This window comes from Dictyobacter aurantiacus (genome assembly GCF_003967515.1).
In the GTDB taxonomy this organism is placed as follows: domain Bacteria; phylum Chloroflexota; class Ktedonobacteria; order Ktedonobacterales; family Ktedonobacteraceae; genus Dictyobacter; species Dictyobacter aurantiacus.
In genome coordinates this window covers 1,309,571-1,327,132 of record NZ_BIFQ01000002.1, presented here as the reverse complement: position 1 = coordinate 1,327,132, position 17,562 = coordinate 1,309,571, and the positions used below count along the sequence as shown (strand labels likewise).

General features: G+C 52.9%; 14 protein-coding genes and 1 pseudogene. 11 read left to right on the top strand and 4 right to left on the bottom strand.

The annotated features are described in order from the left end of the window. Positions 1–147: 147 nt before the first annotated feature. Both KTT_RS30275 and KTT_RS30270 read left to right on the top strand, forming a co-directional pair. Positions 148–459, top strand: a complete 312-nt coding sequence (locus KTT_RS30275; protein WP_126601413.1) for an EthD family reductase — start codon at positions 148–150, stop codon at positions 457–459. A 322-nt stretch (positions 460–781) separates the two neighbouring features. Continuing rightward, positions 782–1,042 (top strand): hypothetical protein, encoded by a 261-nt coding sequence (locus KTT_RS30270; RefSeq protein ID WP_126601412.1) that lies wholly within the window; start codon positions 782–784, stop codon positions 1,040–1,042. A gap of 9 nt (positions 1,043–1,051) precedes the next feature. Here the strand turns inward: KTT_RS30270 and KTT_RS30265 are convergent, their stop codons facing one another. After that, positions 1,052–1,555 carry a pyridoxamine 5'-phosphate oxidase family protein gene (locus KTT_RS30265; protein WP_174844812.1) on the bottom strand — a complete coding sequence of 168 codons (504 nt, stop codon included), beginning with the start codon at positions 1,553–1,555 and terminating at the stop codon, positions 1,052–1,054. Between the two features lie 224 nt (positions 1,556–1,779). Between KTT_RS30265 and KTT_RS30260 the strand changes: the two genes are divergently transcribed. Beyond that, positions 1,780–2,355: a GNAT family N-acetyltransferase gene (locus tag KTT_RS30260; protein WP_160146233.1), complete on the top strand. Its 576-nt coding sequence runs from the start codon at positions 1,780–1,782 to the stop codon at positions 2,353–2,355. On the opposite strand, the pseudogene KTT_RS30255 reads toward KTT_RS30260, so the two are convergent. Next, positions 2,318–2,632, bottom strand: a pseudogene (locus KTT_RS30255) (transposase); the annotation flags it as partial. The gene KTT_RS30260 and the pseudogene KTT_RS30255 overlap by 38 nt on opposite strands. A gap of 288 nt (positions 2,633–2,920) precedes the next feature. Between KTT_RS30255 and KTT_RS30250 the strand changes: the two are divergent. The 6 genes from KTT_RS30250 (at position 2,921) to KTT_RS30225 (ending at position 12,515) form a co-directional block, all read left to right on the top strand. After that, positions 2,921–3,976, top strand: coding sequence for a LacI family DNA-binding transcriptional regulator (locus KTT_RS30250; RefSeq protein WP_126601409.1), 1,056 nt, complete (start codon positions 2,921–2,923; stop codon positions 3,974–3,976). A 157-nt stretch (positions 3,977–4,133) separates the two neighbouring features. Beyond that, complete coding sequence (locus tag KTT_RS30245) at positions 4,134–5,441, top strand: ABC transporter substrate-binding protein (RefSeq protein ID WP_126601408.1); 1,308 nt, start codon at positions 4,134–4,136, stop codon at positions 5,439–5,441. A gap of 106 nt (positions 5,442–5,547) precedes the next feature. Beyond that, a complete protein-coding gene (locus KTT_RS30240; protein ID WP_126601407.1) occupies positions 5,548–6,495 on the top strand; it encodes a carbohydrate ABC transporter permease in 948 nt (315 codons plus the stop codon). Next, positions 6,495–7,373 (top strand): carbohydrate ABC transporter permease, encoded by an 879-nt coding sequence (locus KTT_RS30235; RefSeq protein WP_126601406.1) that lies wholly within the window; start codon positions 6,495–6,497, stop codon positions 7,371–7,373. The genes KTT_RS30240 and KTT_RS30235 overlap by 1 nt, the downstream gene beginning before the upstream one ends. Positions 7,374–7,450: 77 nt before the next feature. Beyond that, a complete protein-coding gene (locus KTT_RS30230) occupies positions 7,451–9,367 on the top strand; it encodes a glycoside hydrolase family 127 protein (protein WP_126601405.1) in 1,917 nt (638 codons plus the stop codon). A 640-nt stretch (positions 9,368–10,007) separates the two neighbouring features. Continuing rightward, positions 10,008–12,515, top strand: coding sequence for a malectin domain-containing carbohydrate-binding protein (locus KTT_RS30225; RefSeq protein WP_126601404.1), 2,508 nt, complete (start codon positions 10,008–10,010; stop codon positions 12,513–12,515). Positions 12,516–12,629: 114 nt separating this feature from the next. Here the strand turns inward: KTT_RS30225 and KTT_RS30220 are convergent, their stop codons facing one another. Then, the gene (locus KTT_RS30220) at positions 12,630–13,751 is read right to left on the bottom strand and encodes a LacI family DNA-binding transcriptional regulator (RefSeq protein WP_126601403.1); all 1,122 of its coding nucleotides are present in this window, start codon (positions 13,749–13,751) and stop codon (positions 12,630–12,632) included. 124 nt (positions 13,752–13,875) lie between these two features. Further along, complete coding sequence (locus tag KTT_RS30215; protein ID WP_126601402.1) at positions 13,876–14,628, bottom strand: cytochrome c oxidase assembly protein; 753 nt, start codon at positions 14,626–14,628, stop codon at positions 13,876–13,878. Between the two features lie 616 nt (positions 14,629–15,244). On the opposite strand from KTT_RS30215, the gene KTT_RS30210 reads away from it, so the two are divergent. Together KTT_RS30210 and KTT_RS30205 are read left to right on the top strand one after the other, a co-directional pair. Next, positions 15,245–16,600 (top strand): ABC transporter substrate-binding protein, encoded by a 1,356-nt coding sequence (locus KTT_RS30210; RefSeq protein WP_126601401.1) that lies wholly within the window; start codon positions 15,245–15,247, stop codon positions 16,598–16,600. Between the two features lie 20 nt (positions 16,601–16,620). After that, complete coding sequence (locus KTT_RS30205; protein ID WP_126601400.1) at positions 16,621–17,559, top strand: carbohydrate ABC transporter permease; 939 nt, start codon at positions 16,621–16,623, stop codon at positions 17,557–17,559. Positions 17,560–17,562: the final 3 nt, after the last annotated feature.

Below are 17,562 nucleotides of genomic sequence, written 5' to 3'. Positions count from 1 at the left end.
ACCGGGGGAACAAGACGAACAGCTAACACGAAACAAGACGAACAGTTAACACGAAGGCATATCCATTCTACCACCAGGTGCCAGTCAGCTACAATGAGTTCCGTAGTAGAACACGTTCATAGAGAACCATCTGAAAGTGAGGACGATATGGTCAAATTCATTGTACTCTGGAATACCCCGGAAGATCCCGTGGCCTTTGAGCGCCACTATCGCGACGTACATATCCCATTGGTCAAGCAAATGCCTGGCCTGCGACGCTACACCATTGGCCGTGTGACGACGCTTGGCGGAGGCGAGCCCTATTATTTGATAGCCGAGTTAGAGTGGGATAGCATGGACGCACTCCAGAAGGCGCGCCAATCGCCCCAAGGCCAGGCCACCTCGCAAGATGCCGCCAATTTAGCCCGCAGCACTGGAACTGGCTTGCGGACCATAGCATATGAGGTGGAAGAAGTCTAGGAGTGCGTCCGACGACACAGGCGACCTCTTTTGCGTCTTTCTTCCCTTTTTGGCAAAGCGGACGAGAAGATGTGTTCTCGTCCGCTTTTCGATAATAAGGCCCTGCGCTACGGAAGGTGCCATGAAGGGCAGGGGAGCGGGCGCTATTCGCCCTGACGGATTTTACATCGTTTTCAGGCGGATAATCTTGATAGGCGAGTGCCGAATTGCCCCATGGAGACGGAACTAGCGCCATTTTTGACCGGATGACAGCCTGAAAAATCGGCTTTTGCGCTTTTCACGACGGCGCTAGTTCCGACTCTATCAGAATCAGGAACTAGCGATGACTGACGATACTGCTTATGCATGTAGTAGCCGCTACCTTGCGGCTCATGACACCTTACGTAGCGCAGGGCCAATAAAAAAAGGCGATTTTATGAGTCAATCTCTGTTTCAGGCGAATATATGTGTCCGAAAAATCAGCATTAGCTCATCCATTCAAGCTCAAGGAACTGGCGGATTTATGAGTCAGAAGTGGCGAATTTATGGTCTTTCTGACAAATCCTTTCTGTGCAGCGCTTCTTCCCCCTCGGTCCCTGAATAAGGAGTGAAGTCAGAACTGGTGGCGCGTGTGGCTGAAGGAACCCTTGCTAAAAGCGAGGATTTTTGCTAGTTTGACCGCGAATACCAGGACTTTACCACCCTTTGGATGGTAAAAGGCTCCGTCGCGCACCTCGAATTTCCAGCTCCCATCCCATTTGGTGGCCCACGCCTCGGCGAGGCGTTTTAACATGGCGTTATCAGTGCATGGAACGGCATCGCCTTCAACCATGACATCAAGTCCTTCTTTCCAGTCGTTACAGCCGGTTGTTAACACCACGTGCGGATTCTGGCGCAGATTGATAGCCTTCTGTTCCTCAGGGCCGGTCGAGAAGTGGATAGCCCCATCCAGCCATACCGCGACGAGCGGAGTAACATGGGGGCGTCCATCGCTTCGCATCGTTGAGATCCAGAACAGTTGGGCCGTTTCGAGCGCGCGCTGCGTCTCCTCCCACGGGGTAGCAACGGCTTGCGGATCGCTAAAACGCGGATCAATTTTTGTAATGGGTTCTTTCATCAACAACATTCCTTTCGACCACTTGATAAGTAGCTCTCATACATCATACCTGGAGCATAACATGAGAATCTGCGAAAAACTTCTTCTCTCTTGCTCATCTTGATAGATCTGTATAGTTTGGCTCTTACGCCCTTTAGGGGCTTACTCTTCGCTTGATCTGCATGAGAAAATGCACCCTACAAAGACGTAAGAGTAAGAGGGGAGAAAAAGGGAAAGGAGCTTTTATGTTCTTACAGACAGATCGGCTGTTGATCCGCGAGTTCCAGCCAGATGATTTTGCCGCATTGCGAGAGGTGGATGCGGATAGCAAGGTGCAATCACCACGTGGATTAGAGGCACTTCCAGAAACTCAAACCCGTGATACTATTCTGTACAGTATGGTAGCCCAGCAAGAGTCTCCTCGGCTTCTCTACCAATTGGCTATTCAGCTTCCAACTTCCCCGTCATTGATTGGGTGGTGTCGGCTCAGGCTCGCTTCTGTTGACAAGCAGGAAGCCGAACTAGGCTATTGTCTTGCCTATCGTTTCTGGGGACAAGGATACGCAACAGAAGCCGCTTCCAGCTTGCTCCAGTTTGGTTTTGAGGTGTTATGCCTCCATCGCATTGTTGCTGGGTGTTTAGCCACCAATCGTGTTTCTGCACATGTCTTAGAGAAATTAGGCATGCGCTGTGAAGCTCACTTCCGTCAAAATGTCCAGGTAACAGGCATCTGGCACGATTCTCTGGTTTATGCCGTTCTTTGTGAAGAATGGAAGCAACAGCTTAGAGTACATGAAGGACACGTTGACGAAGAAGGGTAAAACTAACTCTCCTATACATCTGACGCTTGATCAGCTTCAATTTCGTCACCTGGCCTTCCACCTGACCATTGTTGATCGGCCAGGTGAGACCGATTCTCACCGCCTCTTTGCCTTTCTCGATCCCACAAGCAAAAGCTTGCAATTGCTCCAGTCCGCTCTCTACAACCTTTTTCAGCCAAACATCTAATCGCGCCCCTTCTCGTTTATGGACCATTAACAAGAAATCTTGAATCAACTCATATGCTCGCTTGAGAGTCGAGCTGGCCTGGCAGAAGGCAAGCGAGGAGTAACCACCCAAAGTGACCAAGAGCCGTAGTTTTCCATATCTGAATCCAATAGTTTATCTGCCTCACGCTGCTTTTCCCTCCATATAGGAAAACTTTCCTTTAACAATCATTATTTGCGAACAGAATTTGATAAGTGTGCTCATTTACGTAGTTTTGGTGGCTTTTATGCTTGACTTCATGATGTATATTGGGTAATCTTCGATCATGCGGTTGATATATTTCTATTTATTTAGGAAATATTTCCTCCATACTAACATTCAAGGAAAGTAGAATAATTCGTGTCTGAACCGGATGAACAATTATTTGGTCTAGCGCCACAGCCTGGGCAGAACGTCACGTTGCGCGACGTCGCACAGGCTGCGGGTGTGACGTTAGGAACAGCCTCTAAAGCCATTAATGGGCGTGGAAAATTAAGTCCCGAAACACGTGAGCGTGTACGTGCCGAAGCCCTGCGCCTGGGCTTTCGCTTTTTTAGTCTGCAAGAGGATGTTCCTGCAACTCAAGGCGTCATGGTGGGAGTATTGACCACCGATAGCTATGGACGCTTTAGCCTTCCCCTCTTGATGGGGATTGAAGATGCCTTTGGGTCTCGTCCGGTCTCAGCTATGCTCTGTAATTCACGCGACCAGAGCCGCGAGCAACAGCATCTGCAGCTGCTACTGGCGCGCAAAGTTGATGGAATCGTGGTGTCGGCCCGACGAGAGGATGCACGCCCTCCCATTGATATTGGGAGGTCAAACATACCGATCATCTATGCCTTTACCCATGTTACCGATTCCAATGCTCTATGCGTTCTGCCCGATGACGCGCAGGGCGCCCGGCTGGCAACCGAGCACCTGGTCAGTCTGGGACGGCGTCAGTTCGCCCATATTACAGGCCCCAGCTATTTTGAGGCGGTCCGCTTGCGCGAAGGAGCCATGCGCCAGGTGCTTACCGAGCATGGCATTGCGCTTCCCGATTACCGTGTCCTGTCGGGTCCCTGGCAGGAAAGCTGGGGATATACGGCGACGAATTTTCTCTTTGACCAGGATGCCTCGATCGACGCGCTTTTCTGTGGCAGCGATCAACTGGCAAGGGGAGCGATCGAAGCGTTGCACGCACGCAACATCCGTGTTCCAGCCGATGTCTCGGTCGTAGGTTTTGACAACTGGGAGCCGATGGCGTGCGCTACGCGTCCCCCCCTAACGACGGTAGATATGAATCTCTCACAGGTGGGGCGCTATGTAGGCGAAAGCCTGCTGGCACTATTTGCCGGTGAGCAACGCTCCGGCGTTGTGCGCCTCCCCTGTAGCCTGGTTATACGTGATTCGAGCGATCCTTTACAGCAAGGGTAGCAAGCAAGAAAGGAGGTAAACGCGACAGGATTTGATGGTGGAGACATACCTCGTTATAGTTGATTTTCTGAATGATAACAACACCCCTCAATAGAAGAGGATGGGATATCCCTCTGAGAGAGTTTCGGTAGCTATCATCCTGATAAGGAGGTCGTAGATGACCCACAATCAACGAGCACATCTGGCAGATATGGTAACCGAGGTTAGTGCCGGCCGTATGAGCCGTCGCACCTTTATGGGAAGGGCCGCAGCTATAGGGATTGGTTCCAGCGCGGCATTTACGCTCCTGGAGGCGTGCGGTGGCGCCTCTTCTGGCAGTGCCAGTCCCAGTTCTGGACCCGTAACACTGACCATCTGGGATTATTCTAACCCGCCCGGCGCCGGTTATTTACAGCTTCTGGCCGCCTACCCCAAAGTCAAACCAAATGTAAAGCTTCAGCGTACAGCCATTCCTTTCGCGGACCTCAAGCAGAAGATTATTCAGGGGGCGGCGGCCCGCCAGCTTCCCGATATCGTGATCATCGATAATCCCGACCATCAGGCATTCTCTTCGATGGGCATCCTCGCCGACTTGACCTCACAGATCTCTACCTGGGGACAGGGCAATGAGTATCTGAAGGGGCCCTGGACATCAACTACCTGGAAGGGGAAGAACTACGGCGTTCCCAACAACAGTAACTGCCTGGCGCTCTACTATAACGTGGATATGCTGAAGAAGGCTGGCGTCAAACCTCCCACAAACTGGGATGAACTTCATAGCGCGGCGCAGAAACTGACCACCAAAGGGGTCTATGGACTATCAATGGCCCTGGTACAAAGTGAAGAGGGAACATTCCAGTTCCTGCCGTTCCTGTGGGAAGCTGGCGCGGACCTGAACACGCTGGATAGTCCCGAGGCTACAACCGCCCTCCAATACCTGGTCGATCTTACCAAACAAGGATTGCTCTCAAGGGACGCCCTGAACTGGACACAGCAGGATGCGATGACGCAGTGGACCGCCGGCAAATCCGCTCTGTGTATCAATGGTCCCTGGAACCTGCCCGCAGCCCGCTCGAATGCCAAATTTAACTGGGATGTGGTTCCTCTGCCACAGGGCAAGCAGGCGGCATCTATCCTGGGTGGCGAGAACTGGGCCATCACCGCGACCAGCCAGCACCAGGCCGATGCGTGGGAGTTTATCAAGTGGACGCAGGAACAGTCCGTCCTCAAGAGCTACCTGCTGGGCAACGGGACACTGCCCAGTCGTACGGATCTGGGCAGCGACCCGGCCTTTATCAAAGATCCCAAACAGGCGGTGTTTGTTAAGGCTCTGACAACGGCCAAACCGCGCGCCTATGGACCTAACTATCCAAAGATCTCCAATTACGTTCAGCAAGCCTTCCAATCCGCGATTAGCGGACAGAAATCAGCTTCCGCTGCTCTTCAAACGGCCAGCCAGGCTGTCAAGCCTTTACTACCATCCTAATGATCCTGCTCGCTTTGGATAAAGAGCTGGCGTATTTCTCTCTATCGAGAAAGCGCTTACTCTTTATCCCGCGCCTGACTCGATCATAGTAAGGAGGATTTTTACCGTGTCTACGCTTGTCAATTCCTCTCCATCCATATCGGAGACTATGACTCAGCGTCCGGTGAGGCGGCGTATCTTTAAATCGTTGAGCCCGTATCTGTTCTTGCTGCCCGCGACCCTGTTCTTGCTTGGCTTTCTGGTGTATCCGGTTATTACCATGATCATCTATAGCTTTGAGCAGGTAAACGTAGGGAGCCTGTTGACTGGCAATACTCCATTCGTTGGCCTGGATAATTATCATACTGTGCTCTCTGACCCTGGTTTCCGCTCTTCGCTGATCGTCTCGCTGATCTTTACTATCGCCTCGCTGGTCTTTCAATATGTGATCGGCTTCACGATGGCGTTGTTGTTCAATCGGCATATCCCGCTGGTTGGCGTGATGCGTGGTTCGGTTATGATCGCCTGGATGCTACCAGTGATTGTTAGCGCGACGATCTTCAAGTGGATGTTGCAGAGCGACTCGGGCATTGTGAACTACATCTTGCAGAGCCTGCACATAATCTCCTCGCCCATTAGCTGGCTGACGAGCCCGCAACTGGCCCTGTGGGCCGTGATCATTGCGAATATCTGGATTGGCATCCCCTTTAATATGTCGTTGCTCTTAGCCGGTCTGCAGAGTATCTCGGATTCGCTGTACGAGGCGGCGGTCGTTGATGGGGCAAACGGGTTCGGACGCTTCTGGCATATCACGGTCCCCCTGATGCGTTCAACCAGCCTGACGGTTCTGATGCTGGGCTTCATCTATACATTGAATGTATTTGATCTGATCTATGTGCTGACTGGTGGAGGCCCGGTTAACGCGACTGAAGCCATGCCATTGTATGCCTATCGCATCGCCTTCGGCCAGTTTGATCTGGGCTCGGGAGCGGCCATCGCGACGTTAATGTTCTTGCTCTTATTGGGCGTGAGCGCGATCTATCTGTTCCTGCTGCGACGAGAGGAGGTAGCCTGATGATTACCACGCAAAATTCATATCGCGGCACGAAGAGGCCCGCCCTCAACCGCCGCTCCTGGAACACGATCATGCTCACGGTGCTGGGAATCTTCTTTACGGTGGTGATGATCTTTCCTCTCTACTGGGTGATCGTCAGTTCGCTCAAAAATACGTCCGAATTGTTCAGTACACCACCGACCTTCTTTCCACACCAGATCGATTGGAGCCCGTATATCTCCAACTTTATCCAGAACACGGATATGTGGCACTATATGGGCAATAGTCTGCAGATCGCGCTGGGCACGATGATATTGACGCTGGTGCTGGCCGCGCCGATGGCCTATGGCCTGGCGCGCTTGCCTATCAAGGGAAAACAGGGGCTGCTGCTGGTCTTCCTGGTGGTGCAGATGTTTCCCAGCATCATGCTCGCCCTGCCGCTGTTCGTGATTTTTTCGCAGATCGGCCTGGTCAACTCTATCCCGGCGGTAATCCTGGCGGTCACGACGCGTACGCTACCATTTGCCACGCTTGTGATACGTCCCTACTTTTTAAGTCTGCCGCGTGACCTGGAGGATGCGGCCTTTATCGATGGCTGTAATCTATGGGGAGCGTTCTACCGCATCATTCTGCCGCTTTCGCGTCCCGGCATGTTGACTGTGGGAGCCCTCACCTTCTTGATGGGCTGGAGCGACTTCCTGTTCCCACTAACGCTGATCTCCGACGATAGCAGGCGTCCCCTGACACTGGGTATCTACAAGTTTATCGGCGAATACGGGGTACGTTGGAACGATCTGATGGCGGTCTCGGTGATCGCGGCCCTGCCGATTATCCTGGTGTTTATCTTTGGTCAGCGTTACATCACTTCCGGCCTGGTGGCTGGCGCGGTGAAGGAATAAAGGGATGCACGGTCATGGATGACCGACTGCATAGACAATTGCGACTGGTACACTCTTAGCTATGAAGGGAATGGACAATGACATTATCTTCTCCATCATCGGCCCGGCAGGCGGAGGCAAGGCGCAGTTCCAACGCTCTCTCTCATACGGCGGTTACCATCGAGGATGCCTTCTGGGCTCCTCGCCTGCGCACGGTACGCGACAATACGCTACCAACGATGTATGAGCAGATGAAGCTGAATCACTATTTTGATGCTGAGAAGCGTGGATGGAAGCGGGGCATGCATCCCATCCCCTACGTTTTCTGGGAGACAGATATTACGAAGTGGGTTGAGGCGGCGAGCTTGAGCCTGGCTACGCATCCCGATGCGAAACTGGATGCCCTGCTCGATGAGACGATCGAGTTTATTCGCTCCATTCAGCAGCCAGATGGCTATCTCAATCTCTGGTTTACCGAGGTGGAACCAGAGAAGCGCTGGTCGAATATGCGCGATCTGCATGAGCTCTATTGCGCGGGACACCTGATTGAGGCCTCTGTGGCGCATTTCCAGGGGACCGGCAAGCGTTCGCTGCTGGATATCGTGTGCCGCTACGCCGATTACCTGGATCGCACCTTCGGTCTTGAAGAGGGAAAGAAGCGGGGATACAGCGGGCACCCGGAGATCGAACTGGCCCTGGTCAAGCTCTATCGCGCCACCGGCGAGCAGCGTTACCTGAAGCTGAGCCAGTACTTTGTTGATGAGCGTGGCAAACAACCTCATTACTTTGATCAGGAAGCACGCGAGCGCGGCGATACTCCAGAAAATTTCTGGGCGAGAACATATGAGTACAACCAGTCGCACCTACCCGTACGCGAGCAGACCGAGGTGGTTGGTCATGCGGTGCGCGCCATGTATCTGTATAGCGCGGTCGCCGACCTGGTCAAGGAGCAGTATGATGAGGCGCTATTCCAGGCGGGTGAGCGCCTCTGGCATCATCTCGTGAGCAAACGGCTCTATATTACCGGTGGCATCGGCTCGACCGCAAAGAACGAGGGCTTCACGGAAGATTATGATCTGCCGAACCTGACGGCCTATGCGGAGTCCTGCGCCTCAATCGGCCTGGCGATGTGGAATCACCGTCTGCTACAGCTCGACGCCGATAGCCGCTATGCGGATCTGCTTGAGCGCGCGCTGTACAACGGGATGCTGAGCGGCATCTCGCTCGATGGCAGCAAATACTTCTATGTCAATCCGCTGGAGAGCAAAGGCGATCATCACCGCGTTGGATGGTTCAAGTGCGCCTGCTGCCCCCCTAATATAGCACGTACATTGATGTCGCTGGGCCAGTATGTCTATACGGCCAATGATACTGACATCTTTACGCACCTCTATATCCAGGGGACAGGTAAGCTCTCGATCGCTGGTCGCGATGTGACGCTGCGGCAGGAAACACACTATCCCTGGGATGGCGCGGTCAGCCTGGCGGTGACGCTCGCTGAGCCTGCTACATTTGGTCTGAATCTGCGTATTCCGGGCTGGTGTCAGGATGCACAGCTCTCCGTGAATGGCGAGACGGTAGCGCTCGATCAACTGCAAAAGGGCTATGCGCGCATTGAGAAACGCTGGCAGAGTGGCGACCAGGTTGTCCTCAATCTGACCATGCCCGTGGCACGCGTCTATGCCCATCCAGATGTGCGCGAAGATATCAACTGCGTCGCCCTGCAGCGTGGCCCGCTGGTCTACTGCCTGGAAGGCACGGATAACGCGGTCCCCCTGCACCACATCCGCCTGCCCGAAGCGGCGACACTCGAGAGCCACTTCGAACCAGAGCTGTTAGGGGGCATCGCTGTCATCCAGGCTCCAGCAACCGCTGTAGACAGCACGGACTGGTCGGATACACTGTATAAAACGACGCCTCCGCAGTCTCACCCACATACCCTCACCGCCATCCCCTACTACGTCTGGGATCAACGCCAGCCAGGTGAGATGCGCGTCTGGATCTACACTAAATAACTCAACATTGGACGAAGATCCTCTGTCGTCAATTGACAGAGGATCTTCGGATTCTTTGGCAGCTCGATGCTTACAAAAAAACTGGTTTGCCCCCAATACGTTCAACTTGACAGCATGCTCGCCCACACGTACTGTGGTCTTTTCTCTTCATACGTGCTCTCAAGTTGCACTCTCCGCAAAAATTTGAATAGCGCCCTGATATTCTCATGTCTTGACAAAAGCTTTTTTTTTCGGGTATGCTATTTCCGTAAACGATTACGGAAAGTATTTAAGCCTATTAATTATCTTTTTCTCTGATGCTTGCGTAATCGGTTACGAAAAGCGTGCAGGCGATTTCTAATATAATGCTCTTTATAGAGCCCATCCTGCACCCAATCGGTGATCTGCATTATGGTATTCTTCGATGCGTATTTGTATTTTATCAGCCTCAGAGTACATGATGTCAGTATATGTTATAGCACTCAGAGCAGGAAAGGAGGTCTGGCACACACCTATAGGCAGATATAACAACAATTAATACCCTCTTCTTCATTGTTGAGCCTGCAGGGTATTAGCATGACACACCGTATTGCAAGGATGTCAGTACGAAATGATATCGCATAGACAGATATCTTTGCTTCCACAGAAGGAGTAGCAAAACATGTGTGTTGCCACATTGTTACGGCGTAGATGGCTCAGCGTAATGGTTCTGCTGGCCATGCTCGCCACTGTATTTATCAGCTTCGCCACCACTTCCCCCAGCCGCGTGGCTCACGCCGCCAGCCCCATCACCGGTCTGCACATCGTAGGAAATCACATTCTCAATAGCAGTGGCCAGGTCTTTACCCCCCATGGTGTTGATCGTGCCGGCACTGAATATATCTGCGTCAACAGTAGTGGTGTCTTTGATGGTCCCAGCGATGCCACCTCGGTGGCCGCCATCGCTAGCTGGGGCGTCAATACCGTTCGCGTTCCACTCAATGAAGATTGCTGGCTGGGTATCAACGGACTGCCGAACTCCTCATCGGCCAGCACCTACCAGCAACAAATTATCAGTTATGTCAATCTGCTCAATTCCAAAAATATAGCGGTCATCCTCGACCTCCACTGGGCTGCGCCGGGCGGAAACCAATCGACGGGTCAGGATCTGATGCCTGATGCCGACCATGCCGGTGCCTTCTGGACCTCGGTGGCCAATACCTTCAAAAACAATTCATCCGTTATCTTCGACCTGTACAATGAGCCCCATCCCGCCAGTTGGAGTTGCTGGTTGAATGGGAGCTCCGGTGCCAATCAGTCTCCCTGTGGTGATGTGAACTTTGCCGCTGCTGGCATGCAATCGATGGTCAATGCCGTGCGTTCTACCGGGTCAACAAACATTTTGATGGCCGGCGGCCTGGCCTGGTCCAATGACCTTTCTCAGTGGTTGCAGAACAAACCTAACGATCCTCAGAACAACCTGGCTGCCTCCTGGCACCTCTACAACTTCAACGGCTGCAACAATAGCGGCTGCTGGGATTCGCAGGTGGCGCCGGTCGCCGCGCAGGTGCCGGTGATTACCGGTGAGTTGGGCGAGAACGATTGCGCTTCCGGCTTTGTTACCTCGGCCATGAACTGGGACGATCAGCATGGTGTGGGCTATCTGGGCTGGGCCTGGAATCCGTATGACTGTAGCAGCTTCCCTGCCTTGATCACCAACTACGATGGTACCCCCACCGCCTTTGGACAGGGCATCAAAGACCACCTGCTTTCTCTGGCTCCTCCTCCAACTCTGCTCAATCCCGATGCCAATGGCGCGATCAATATCAACTCTGGTGGTAGCGCAACAGGTGGCTTCTACGCCGATGGCGACTACAACGGCGGTCAGACAGGCTCCACGACCAGCGCCATCGATACCAGCGCCGTGAGCAATCCCGCTCCCCAGAATCTCTATCAGACAGAACGCTACGGCAACTTTACCTACAACGTCGCGAACCTGAAGGCCAATACAGCCTACAATGTGCGCCTGCACTTCGCGGAGATCTACTTTACGTCGTCGGGTCAGCGCTCCTTTAACGTGAGCATTAACGGATCTCAGGTCCTGAGCAATTTTGATGTCTTTGCCGCCGCCGGTGGGGCCGATAAAGCCATCGTCAAACAGTTCAGCGCTAACACGGATAGCAGTGGCACGATCACGATCCAGTTCACCTCGGTCATCAATAACGCCAAGATTAGCGGTATTGAGGTCACACCGGCCAGTTCGCCAACGCCGACTCCGACTCCGACTCCAGGTACATCTGTCGCCATCAATACGGGTGGCGGGGCCGCTGGCAACTTTGTCGCCGATACCGATGGGAGCGGTGGCACCACCGTCTCAACGACGAATACCGTCGATACCAGTTCGGTGCCCAATCCGGCACCCCAGAGCGTCTATCAGAGTGAACGCTACGGCAACTTCACCTATACCATTCCCAATCTGACAGCCAACTCTCCCTATACAGTACGCTTGCACTTCGCGGAGGTCTACTTTACATCGGCTGGTCAACGCTCCTTCAACGTCACCATCAACGGAAACCAGGTCCTGAGCAATTTCGATATCTTCGCTGCTGCCGGAGGACAGAATAAAGCGATCATCGAGCAGTTTAACACCAGAGCAGACGCCAGTGGCACGGTCACGCTGCAGTTTACTTCGGTCGTCAACAACGCCAAGATCTGCGGCATTGAGCTTATTCCCAATACCTCGGGAGCTGTAGCGATCAATACCGGTGGCAATATCGCTGGTAACTTTGGTTCCGATACCGGTTACAATAGTGGCACCGCCGTCTCAACAACAAATACCATCGATACCAGCGCGGTAACCAATCCTGCCCCGCAGGCGGTTTATCAGAGTGAGCGCTATGGGAACTTCACCTATACCATTCCCGCCCTGAAGGCTAATGCCGCCTATACGGTACGCCTGCACTTCGCGGAGGTCTACTTCACTTCAGCCGGGCAGCGTGCCTTCAATGTCAGCATCAACGGAAACCAGGTCCTGAGCAACTTTGACATCTTCGCCGCAGCGGGAGGACAAAATAAGGCCATCGTCAAGCAGTTTACCACCAATACCGATGGCAGCGGTACGGTCTCAATCCAGTTCACCGCGGTCGTTAACTATGCCAAGATCTGTGGCATTGAGGTTATCCCACAATAAGACGCAACCGTCAGCCTGCCCAGGATATTGGACAGGCCAACAACAATTCTAGCTGTGACATGTTGTTTCTCTATCAAGGTAGGCTCAAGGAAAGTCCTGGGCCTACCTTGTGCTTTAACCCGAAACGGCTTGCTGGTGGCGATCAGGAGTCTGGAGAGCCCGTTTTGATAGCTTTCTACAGGTATCACGGATCATCAGGTTAGTTGGCAGTTGGATGCGTGGGGCGTATTCTGTCAAATCCTGCTTTTTATCTTCAGGTTGTTGTCGATAATAGAGATGCGGCTCTTCTATCAGTTGAAGCAAGAGCTCAATCGCCTGCTGACCCATCTCGGTGCAGGGCTGCTGAACCGTGGTCAGGGCCGGCTGCATGTGGGCGGATGAGGGGTTGTCATCAAAGCCCATCAATGAAATATCCTTCGGAATACTTAAACCAAATTCAGCCGCGGCGGACATCACTCCATACGCCATCAGATCACTCTGGGCGAAGATGGCGGTCGGACGTTCGGACTTTGGCCGCGCCAGCAGCTCTCTGGCACCCTGGCGCCCACCAGACAACATAAAATCACCCTCCAGGACCAGTGCTGGGTCGAGCGGGATGCCAGCGTCCCGCAGGGCATCCTGATATCCCTGGTAGCGATCGCGCGAGACCTTATACTTCATCGGACCTTGAATGCAAGCGATACGCTGGTGTCCCAGGGCGATAAGATAGCGCGTTGCTTCATACGCGCCTCCACGGTTATCCACTCCGATCCAGGGAACGCCTTCCACCGGAGCATGCTGGTCATCGATCAAAACAACGGGAAAACCCTGTCGCTGCAGGTGGGTAAGATGTTGCGCCGATTGGCCCGGAAAGATCGCCAGCATGCCCGCTGTCAGCCTCGTCGCCAGGATGCGGTCGATTACCTTGCCACAATCACTCAGATGGTTCGAGCTACTGATACTGTACAGCACGATCTCATACGGGGTACCTTCCACAATTTCCGCTACCTTCACCATCATCTCGGGGATCAGCGGCCACGTCAGTGCCGGCACCAGCACGCTGATTAAACGGCTCCGCCCTGATACCAATCCAACCGCCGTACTACTGGGAACATATCCCTGTTCCTCCACGATGCGCAAGATACGTTCGCGCGTCGCCGGGCTGACATCGGGCTTGTTATTTAACACACGCGAAACTGTGCCCGTCGAGACGTTGGCCAGGCGCGCAATATCCTGGATGTTGAGTTTTTCAGACATGAGATCCTTTCAGGCGCAGATGTGTGTATGCCATCATCCCAACCATGTGGAAACGGTAAAAATAACTATTACCCCTCGACTTCGTGAAGAAGGGTATAATTATTCGCATTTTATCACAAAATAATTATACCAATGGTTCAGAAGCCTGTGCTTCTTCTTCAATCAGGAGGCGATCCTTTTCTTGTTGTGTTTTCTCCTGTTGCAACATCCAGCGCAGGAACAGCACACTGGTGACCACGACCAGCAGGAAAACGCCACCAACCACCCACATCAGTAGTCCACCCAGTTGCTGATCGGTCGCCGACACCGCCATCTGCATAGCGGGATGAGGCATCGTAAACGTGTAAAGAGGTGGGGAAAAGGTCATGCCTGCTCCCAAAAGCATCATCGGCATATCGCTGAAAAATAGATAGGCCAGTTTGCCCGCCAGTGAGAGATCCTTACGCCCAAACGTCAGCCCCAACAATGGACACCAGAAGAAAAAGCCGGTAACCAGGTAGAGAAGATTGGTAGCATCGTGAAGAAATGCACTGCTCATCATCGCCCGCATCAGCACGGGAGCGTGCCAGAGCCAGATATTACCATTAAAAATGAGGGAGGCAACCACCGGAATCGTTAAGAGTGCCAGGCAGCGCTGAAGCAGGGAATGGCGATCCAGGAAATTTTGCAGGCTTTCTCGGCGAAGACCCAGAAGGATCAGTGGCGGCGCCACGAGAGAGAGCAAGAGGTGCTGTGACATGTGAACACTAAACATGTATGACATGCCAAATATATCCATCGGTATTAAAAACGCGATGATCGCAATCAACCATCCTACAACAAATAAGATGGTCCCTTTGCCCATCAATGGTTTTTCTCTTACACTCGCCCGCATCATTATCTATCCTTTCAGAGGTGAATCGCTTTAGTTCAGGATCACGTCGTCTTACCCCTTTCGAAGAAGGAAGATCCTATCTTCCGATTCTATATCCTTCACTTCCCCCCGGTCAAGATCACTTCATTCACTATGCGTTTTCCTGCTCCAGCACGCCAGTAAAAGTGTGTGTTCGGCACATTTATAAATTATGTGTGCATTAATATTTTTATTGTTTATTTCCCTCAGTTTCTACAGCATCAATCAAATATTCAATCAGCATAGTACACAAATAAGCTCATCTAGCATTAAAATCCGATATTGACTTACTTCTATTAATCTGGTACATTTTACGTATCCTGTATTTTCTGTTCATTGACAATGCTGTCAACGAGTTTCATCGCTACATCCACGGTGCCCATTACTGGTGGAGGTCTACATGACGGCGATCCATAGTATACTGGTCGGTTGTCGTCCCTGACAGCTTGCCGGCATTACTTTAATGGACCGTGCTCTCGTCATATACGCAATACAATTCCTGTCTCAACACCACCCCCTTCAGTAAGAGCCCCCCGATCTTTATGCGTACCGCGATCGCAATGCAGATTGCTGATACGCTTGACGGTGAAAGGAGATCGCCATGACAGATCGCTTTGCATTTTCAAAGGTGAAAATTGTACCGCTGCTATTGCTGGCCGCGCTGTGCCTCGGCATGCTATCCGGGTGTGACAGCGGAACTGGTTCCAGTAGCAGTTCAACATCAGACACCAGTGCTAGTAGCTCATCCGGAGGAGGAGGTCAGGTCACCCTGACGTTTTGGAACTGGGTCACCGGCGTTGATAAGGCGGCGGCCGAGTACACTAAGCTCCATCCAAATATTCACGTGAATGTGATCAATGTAGGTGGTGGTACGAACGAATACAACAAGCTCTACACGGCGATCAAAGCCAATAACGAGCCCGACCTGGCACAGATTGAGTATCAGGTCCTGCCAACCTTTGAAACAACCGGTTCCCTGATCGACCTCTCCAAATATGGTGCAAACGACATCAAAAATCAGTTTGTACCATGGACCTGGAATCAGGTCTCACTGGGCAATTCAGTCTACGCTATGCCCCAGGATACGGGCCCCCTGGTCCTCTACTATCGGGCGGATCTCTTCCAGAAATATAATCTGCCCGTACCAACCACCTGGGCTCAGTATGCCGATGATGCCGCCAAACTGCATGCCGCCGATCCCAACGCATACATTACTGATTTCCCCGCCAGGGATCCAGGTTGGTTCAACGGTCTCGTGTGGCAGGCGGGCGGCCAGATGTTCAGCATTGATGGCCAGTCATGGAAAGTGAACATCAATAATCCGCAGGCACAGAAGGTTGCATCTTACTGGCAGGGACTGCTCAGCAAGAACCTCATCAAAGCCGAGCCAGACTTCGCGGATGCCTGGTACCATGACATTGGCTCCGGTACCCTGGCTACCTGGATCTCCGCCGCGTGGGGCGCGGGTACCATCAAGCCGAATGCTCCACAGACAGCCGGCAAGTGGCGCGCGGCCCCTCTTCCACAATGGCAGGAAGGCCAGTATGCCAACGGAAACTGGGGTGGCTCTACCACCGCTGTGTTCAGCAGTTCCAAACATCCTAAAGAGGCCGCCGATTTCGCCATGTGGCTCAATACCAACAAGCAGGCGGTCGAAGAGATGATCAAAGGAAATGCCATTTATCCCGCCAGCCTGTCAAATCTGGACTCGCCCCTGGTGAACGGTCCGCAGCCTTTCTTTGGTAATCAGAACCTCGGCATTTTATTTAAAGATGCCTCGCAACATGTGAATCCTACCTACCAATGGGGCCCCACCATCAACCAGGTGTACAACGACTTCGGTGACAATTTTGCTGGTGCCGTCAACAATCAGGATACTCTAATGAACGGCCTGAATTCAGTTCAGCAGAGCACAATCCTGTTCATGCAAAACCAGGGCTTTAATGTCAAATCCTGAGCAAGAGAGGAGAAAAAGCAATGGCGCTCGCAGCAAGCTCCCGTGCGTCCACGAGTAGACGCCAACATTCTATTGCATGGAAGCGGGTACTGACGCCCTACCTGTTTATCCTTCCATTCGGGGTGCTTTTCATCCTGTTTTTTCTCGCGCCTATCGTCTATGCCATTGTCCAGAGTACCTTCCATTTCCAGCGTACAGGACTGGGCTTGAGCGGGGCGACCGTGGGTTTCAGCGGTCTGAGCAACTATGCGGCTGTACTCATCGATGCGAAATTCTATGCCAGCATCGGTCGTATGTTGCTCTATGGCGTGGTCCAGGTCCCGATCATGCTGCTTCTGGCACTCGTGCTGGCTCTCTTGCTGGATTCAACTGTGGTGCGCTTCAAGGCCTTCTTCCGCCTGGCCTTCTTCGTGCCATACGCTGTTCCGGGCATTATCGCGGCCCTGCTGTGGGGCTATCTCTATGATCCGGCCCTCTCACCTATCGTCAAGGGATTGCAGGCGCTGCACCTACCAGCACCAGACTTCCTCGGTTATAGCACCGTGCTCTGGTCAATCGCGAATATCGCGGTCTGGGCCTGGACAGGCTATAATATGCTGATTATCTTCGCGGCCCTGCAGGCCATCCCCCAGGACATTTATGAGTCCGCGCGCCTGGATGGCTGTTCGGGATGGAACATTGCCTGGTTTATCAAGGTGCCTCTGGTTGCCCCGGCCCTGGTTTTGACAGGCGTTTTCTCGATCATCGGAACCCTGCAGCTCTTTGCTGAACCACAGGTGCTTGCATCGATCTCGAACAACATCTCAACGTCCTTCACACCAGTGCTCTACGCCTATAACAGCGCCTTTGCTTACAACAATTACTACTACGCGGCCGCGCTATCGGTTATCCTGGCCCTGGTGACCTTTGTCTTCTCTTTCGGTTTCTTGCGCGTAACACGACGGCAGGCAGGAGTGTAACAT

What these genes read in the sequence shown, in the direction of transcription:
- KTT_RS30220 (WP_126601403.1), bottom strand. Translation starts at nt 13,751, where the DNA reads ATGTCTGAAAAACTCAACATCCAGGATATTGCGCGCCTGGCCAACGTC.
- KTT_RS30215 (WP_126601402.1), bottom strand. Translation starts at nt 14,628, where the DNA reads ATGATGCGGGCGAGTGTAAGAGAAAAACCATTGATGGGCAAAGGGACC.
- KTT_RS30270 (WP_126601412.1), top strand. Translation starts at nt 782, where the DNA reads ATGACTGACGATACTGCTTATGCATGTAGTAGCCGCTACCTTGCGGCT.
- KTT_RS30260 (WP_160146233.1), top strand. Translation starts at nt 1,780, where the DNA reads ATGTTCTTACAGACAGATCGGCTGTTGATCCGCGAGTTCCAGCCAGAT.
- KTT_RS30210 (WP_126601401.1), top strand. Translation starts at nt 15,245, where the DNA reads ATGACAGATCGCTTTGCATTTTCAAAGGTGAAAATTGTACCGCTGCTA.
- KTT_RS30205 (WP_126601400.1), top strand. Translation starts at nt 16,621, where the DNA reads ATGGCGCTCGCAGCAAGCTCCCGTGCGTCCACGAGTAGACGCCAACAT.
- KTT_RS30245 (WP_126601408.1), top strand. Translation starts at nt 4,134, where the DNA reads ATGACCCACAATCAACGAGCACATCTGGCAGATATGGTAACCGAGGTT.
- KTT_RS30275 (WP_126601413.1), top strand. Translation starts at nt 148, where the DNA reads ATGGTCAAATTCATTGTACTCTGGAATACCCCGGAAGATCCCGTGGCC.
- KTT_RS30230 (WP_126601405.1), top strand. Translation starts at nt 7,451, where the DNA reads ATGACATTATCTTCTCCATCATCGGCCCGGCAGGCGGAGGCAAGGCGC.
- KTT_RS30265 (WP_174844812.1), bottom strand. Translation starts at nt 1,555, where the DNA reads ATGAAAGAACCCATTACAAAAATTGATCCGCGTTTTAGCGATCCGCAA.
- KTT_RS30235 (WP_126601406.1), top strand. Translation starts at nt 6,495, where the DNA reads ATGATTACCACGCAAAATTCATATCGCGGCACGAAGAGGCCCGCCCTC.
- KTT_RS30225 (WP_126601404.1), top strand. Translation starts at nt 10,008, where the DNA reads ATGTGTGTTGCCACATTGTTACGGCGTAGATGGCTCAGCGTAATGGTT.